The sequence below is a fragment of the Geobacter sp. genome (genome assembly GCF_030834625.1).
Lineage (GTDB): Bacteria > Desulfobacterota > Desulfuromonadia > Geobacterales > Geobacteraceae > Geobacter.
The window spans coordinates 1-4,270 of sequence record NZ_JAUQXO010000052.1 but is presented as its reverse complement, the minus strand read 5'-3'; the positions used below and the strand labels follow the sequence as shown (position 1 = coordinate 4,270).

Annotated in this window: 6 protein-coding genes; 1 reads left to right on the top strand and 5 read right to left on the bottom strand. The window is 57.1% G+C overall.

Features of this window, described 5'->3' with window-relative positions; translation table 11 throughout:
• Positions 1-105: 105 nt before the first annotated feature.
• Together RCH91_RS12605 and RCH91_RS12600 are read right to left on the bottom strand one after the other, a co-directional pair.
• Positions 106-375: a BrnA antitoxin family protein gene (locus RCH91_RS12605; RefSeq protein WP_306535316.1), complete on the bottom strand. Its 270-nt coding sequence runs from the start codon at positions 373-375 to the stop codon at positions 106-108.
• Positions 359-658, bottom strand: a complete 300-nt coding sequence (locus RCH91_RS12600) for a BrnT family toxin (RefSeq protein ID WP_306535315.1) — start codon at positions 656-658, stop codon at positions 359-361. Before RCH91_RS12600 ends, RCH91_RS12605 begins: the two co-directional genes overlap by 17 nt.
• Between RCH91_RS12600 and RCH91_RS12595 the strand changes: the two genes are divergently transcribed.
• On the top strand, positions 645-836 hold the full coding sequence (locus RCH91_RS12595) for a hypothetical protein (RefSeq protein ID WP_306535314.1): 192 nt from the start codon (positions 645-647) through the stop codon (positions 834-836). The genes RCH91_RS12600 and RCH91_RS12595 overlap by 14 nt on opposite strands.
• Before the next feature lie 82 nt (positions 837-918).
• On the opposite strand, the gene RCH91_RS12590 is transcribed toward RCH91_RS12595, so the two are convergent.
• The 3 genes from RCH91_RS12590 to RCH91_RS12580 all read right to left on the bottom strand — a co-directional run bounded on the left by RCH91_RS12590 (position 919) and on the right by RCH91_RS12580 (position 4,051).
• The gene (locus RCH91_RS12590) at positions 919-2,868 is read right to left on the bottom strand and encodes a methyl-accepting chemotaxis protein (protein WP_306535313.1); all 1,950 of its coding nucleotides are present in this window, start codon (positions 2,866-2,868) and stop codon (positions 919-921) included.
• Positions 2,869-3,099: 231 nt separating this feature from the next.
• Positions 3,100-3,762 (bottom strand): transposase, encoded by a 663-nt coding sequence (locus tag RCH91_RS12585; protein WP_306535312.1) that lies wholly within the window; start codon positions 3,760-3,762, stop codon positions 3,100-3,102.
• 31 nt (positions 3,763-3,793) lie between these two features.
• Entirely contained in the window at positions 3,794-4,051 is a 258-nt protein-coding gene (locus RCH91_RS12580; protein ID WP_306535311.1) for a hypothetical protein, read from the bottom strand.
• Between the last annotated feature and the right edge of the window lie 219 nt (positions 4,052-4,270).

Here is a 4,270-nt window from a genome sequence, read left to right as displayed (position 1 = left end):
CAAATCAACTACGTCCGCTCCGTCCTTCCGACACTATCTATGAAGAGAACCTGGCCCGTGAAAGACTTCGTCTTTATTGGGTGACTCCTCCCCCTCGATAGCCCTTCAATGCACCTCATGAACTTTCTCGTTCAGCCATATCTTGATCAGTGACTGATACGGGACGTCACGACTGTTTGCAGCAATCTTGATGCTTTCCAATAATGATATCGGCAGCCGCAGGGAGATGGATTGGGTCGTCGGTTTCAGGTTGGGAAGCGTCACCCGCTGGGACTTCGACCAGTCCACGTAGTCGCTGGAATCGTGGTTTTCCCAGAAAGCGCGCTCTTCAGCTTCATTGGCAAATGTCGGCACGTTCTTACGTTTCCTGCTCATAGATGGCACGCTCCTTTCTATGCATATCCCGAGCTGATATCACGCGGATCTTGCTGCTGTTGAAACGAAGGGTGAAGGTGATGTGCAAGAATCGACCACCGTCGGTTTTTCCCAGGGCGTGAAAACGCGGCTCATTGTTGCTGTGCCGGTCATCGGTCAGCACGAGGAGCGGATCGTTGAAGAAAACCTGCTCCGCATCGGCCTGGCTTACCCCGTGTTTGTCGTTCTTGCGGCCGTTGCCGTCGTCCCAGTCGAAGCCGGTTATCCGCATGAAATCAATCATTATTGTATATTATCATAATATGCATTTGCTGCAAGCTCCAGTTTTCGGAAAACCAAACGAAACTGCCCCGCTGGCAGAAGCCGGCGGGGCGGATGGGAAGAAATGGATACGGGGTGGTACTGGTTGGCGGCTGCTTCAGGGATCTATCCGTAATTTCGATGAGCAGGCAGGAAGTTAGTCAACAAATCAACTACGTCTCCCCTCCGTCCTTACCTTGACGGAGCGCACTTTGTACTGTCTCCAGCTCCATGGACTACAATCTAATCACTGCGGCCCATGCTAAAGCGTGCCGTGGTCGCCACCAGCGTTTCCGACGTATGCTTCAAAAGCCCCACCGTGTCTAGCACTTCACGGGAAACGGTTTCGACGGTCTGGGTCGCCGCCGAGGTCTCCTCGATGCTGCGGGCAACATCCTGGGAGACAGTCGATTGCTGGTTGATGGCAGTGGCGATATTGGTTATCTGCTCGTTGACTGATTGAACTGTCTCATCGATCCGGCAGAAGACCTCCTCGAGCCGTCGCATGTGTTCGGAAGCGGCAGACACCTCTCCCGAGGCGCTTTCCATGGTCCTTGCGGTCGTGGTGGCATCTGCCTGGACCGCGACAATGCGGCGCGATATCTCTGATGTGGCCTTCACGGTCTTTTCGGCAAGGGCCCGCACCTCATCGGCGACCACAGCAAAGCCCCGGCCCATTTCTCCGGCCCGGGCAGCCTCAATGGCGGCATTGAGGGCCAGAAGGTTGGTCTGGTCGGCTATGTCCTCGATGACGGAGACTATTTCTCCTATCTCGGCAGCACTCCCGTTGAGCTTGAGGACCATTGCCGACAGACCGTTGGTGGCGTCGTGGAGCCTCCTGATGGCCCCAGTGGTATCGGCGGTTGCCGAGCGGCCGCTCCGGGCAGCCGTTATGGCCTGGGCCGAGTGCTCCGATACGTTCCGGGTCCCCACTGCGATCTCGTCGATGGTCCGACTCATCTCCTCGACCGCCGTTGCCGCCTGACTTGCCTGAACACTCTGCTTCCCCAATTGGGTAGCTGTCAGGAGCGCCCCGGCTTCGAGGCGGCTGACAACCTGGGCAACCTCCCGCGACGAACCTGCCGTCAGCTCCACCAGACCCCGCAGGGAGCTCACCGTACCGTTCAAGGCTCGACAGAGCTCCCCCACCTCGTCCCTTCCTGAATCACAAACCGACACGCCGAGGTTTCCGCCGGCCACATCGCTGAGCGATGCCACCACCAGCGATATGCGCCGCGAGATGCTCCGCAACACGGCGACGGACACGATGATGCTGATGAGCACAAGCACGCAGACTCCGCCGATGGTGATGTACTTCTTCTGCTGAAACCCGGATATCCGAAGGTTAAGCAGCACGTTGAGCTCGTCGAGGGTCTTCTGCCACAGGGCTGCCGACCGGTCCAGGGCAGCGAGGGCACTGGCCTCGAAATCAACACCGCTGATCGACGGTTGCGGCCCGGCAATGATCTGCTTTTCGATGGATTCTGCCACCGTGTCGGCGGCGGCAAGGGTCTCGTCCAGCAGTGCCCCCACCTTCGGCTTAAGGTTACCCGCACCATTATTGGTGTAGGCAACGCCCATCCCCCGCTTCAGTTCGCTGGTAGTGAACCGGAGCTGCCCCAGGAGCACCACGAACCTGGTCTTTGCGTCCGGCGTGAGGTGCCCGGCAACGAGCGATTCCCTCGCATGGACGATAAGCTGGAACAGGATGTCCTCGATGGCGGGAAGCTTGAGCAGCGTTGCATCCATGGCATAGTAGCTGTCGAGATCAGGGTCGAGGATGAGATTTGAGGTGTCTCCCACCTGCGAAATCAGCGCCTGAACGCTCTGGAATGCAGCCCCATAGGCCTCCCCATTGCCGGCCTTGCCGTCGAGCCCCTTCCAGGAGGTAAGGAGCGCTTCGTACTTCTCCCTGGTCTTGAGTTTCCCACCGAGATCCTCCTCGACGGTTGCAAGTTCCTTCAGTGCCGATTCGATGCGCTCCCTGGCGCCGGTCTCGCCCGCCGAACCGGCATTGAGATGGTATTGGGGAACATTGACAAGGAGGAGATGCAGCGGCCGCAGATAGCGGTTACCGAAGATCTCCTGGCCGGCAAAGGTGATGGCTATGTTCTTCTCCGCCACCAGCAGGTAGAGGAGAATCCCGATCGGAATCATGAGTGACCCGATGATGACCGCAAATTTGCTCTTCATGCTTGCATTCTGGAACATGTTCATTGCCCTTACCCTCCCCGATTCTTGGCTAACCTCAAAGAAAACAGAAAAGGCAGCGGCCGCTACCCTCTGGGGTGCGCCGCTGCCTTCGTTGGCAGAGTGAATAAACCATCATGTGTCAGCTATAAAGTTCTTTTCGGCTGGAGGACTCAGAGCTTTAGGAAAATCTGTGCATAAACATCACTTAGGGGAAATGCATGGACATCATACCTATTCCAGCAGTTTCTTCTTCCGCCCAGGCTTCTGCCTCTTCACCGTCCGCATCAGGGATAGTTCCAGCGATTCGAGAAACGAATCAGCCCCTAAAGCCCGTCCCGTCCGCTCATGGCTGCGAATTTTATCCGCTTCCTCTTCGTCGGCATCCGAAAGGAACAGCTTCCAGTCTCCGACCATTTCCAAAAGGGGAGAGACCTTGACAAGAATGTCATCCTTGCCGACGGCATGGGCCTTGGCGCTGCTCCACCTCCAGGAGTACGGATCAGGGGCAAGATGTGCCCGCACAGGGTTCATCTCAATGTATTTGACGGCTGCGAGAAGATACGTCTCGTCCATGGGAAACGACGAAAACCTCCCCTGCCACAGATGTCCCGTCCATTTCTGGCGCCGATTAATCATGACGGAATACCGGCGGTGCGCTTCGCCAATCGCCAACCTCAGTCCCTCTTCCGTTTCGGGAACCGCAATCAAATGGATATGGTTTGGCATGAGGCAATAGGCCCACACAGCGACGTTGCACTTCCGGCACCACTCGGCCATCAAGACAAGGTACGCCTGGTAGTCTTCATCACGGAAGAAGGTCTCCAGGCGTCGGTTTCCCCGTTGAGTGATGTGGTGGGGAATCCCAGGGGCAATTAAGCGAGCGATTCGTGGCATGCGGAGAAATTACTCTTGGCCGAGACCGCCGTCAAACAATAAATGAGTATGGTGTCCCTGTATTTTCCTTGTCCTTGGGCATGCTGCGGTCGGCGCCGAGCGCAGCAAACAGCTCCAGACTGCTGTTGGCCCTGAAGGCCTCGGCCATGCCCATTGCGCTGCTCGCCGCCTCCTTGATCGAGGCGAACACGCCGGACGGATCAGCGGCACCGATGCCGCCGGCGACGAGCAAGGGCGTCAGGCGCAGCAGTGCCCATTCGTCGACGCTGAAAGTTTCTTGCTTAGCCATGATTGATTCCTTTCTCAAAGTGGATTGGCGACCTGACGATTCGGCGTGCGAACCCCCAGAAGGGTCAGACCTCAACCGCGCATACAACAAATCAACTACGTCCGCTCCGTCCTTCCGACACTATCTATGAAGAGAACCTGGCCCGTGAAAGACTTCGTCTTTATTGGGTGACTCCTCCCCCTCGATAGCCCTTCAATGCACCTCATGAACTTTCTCGTT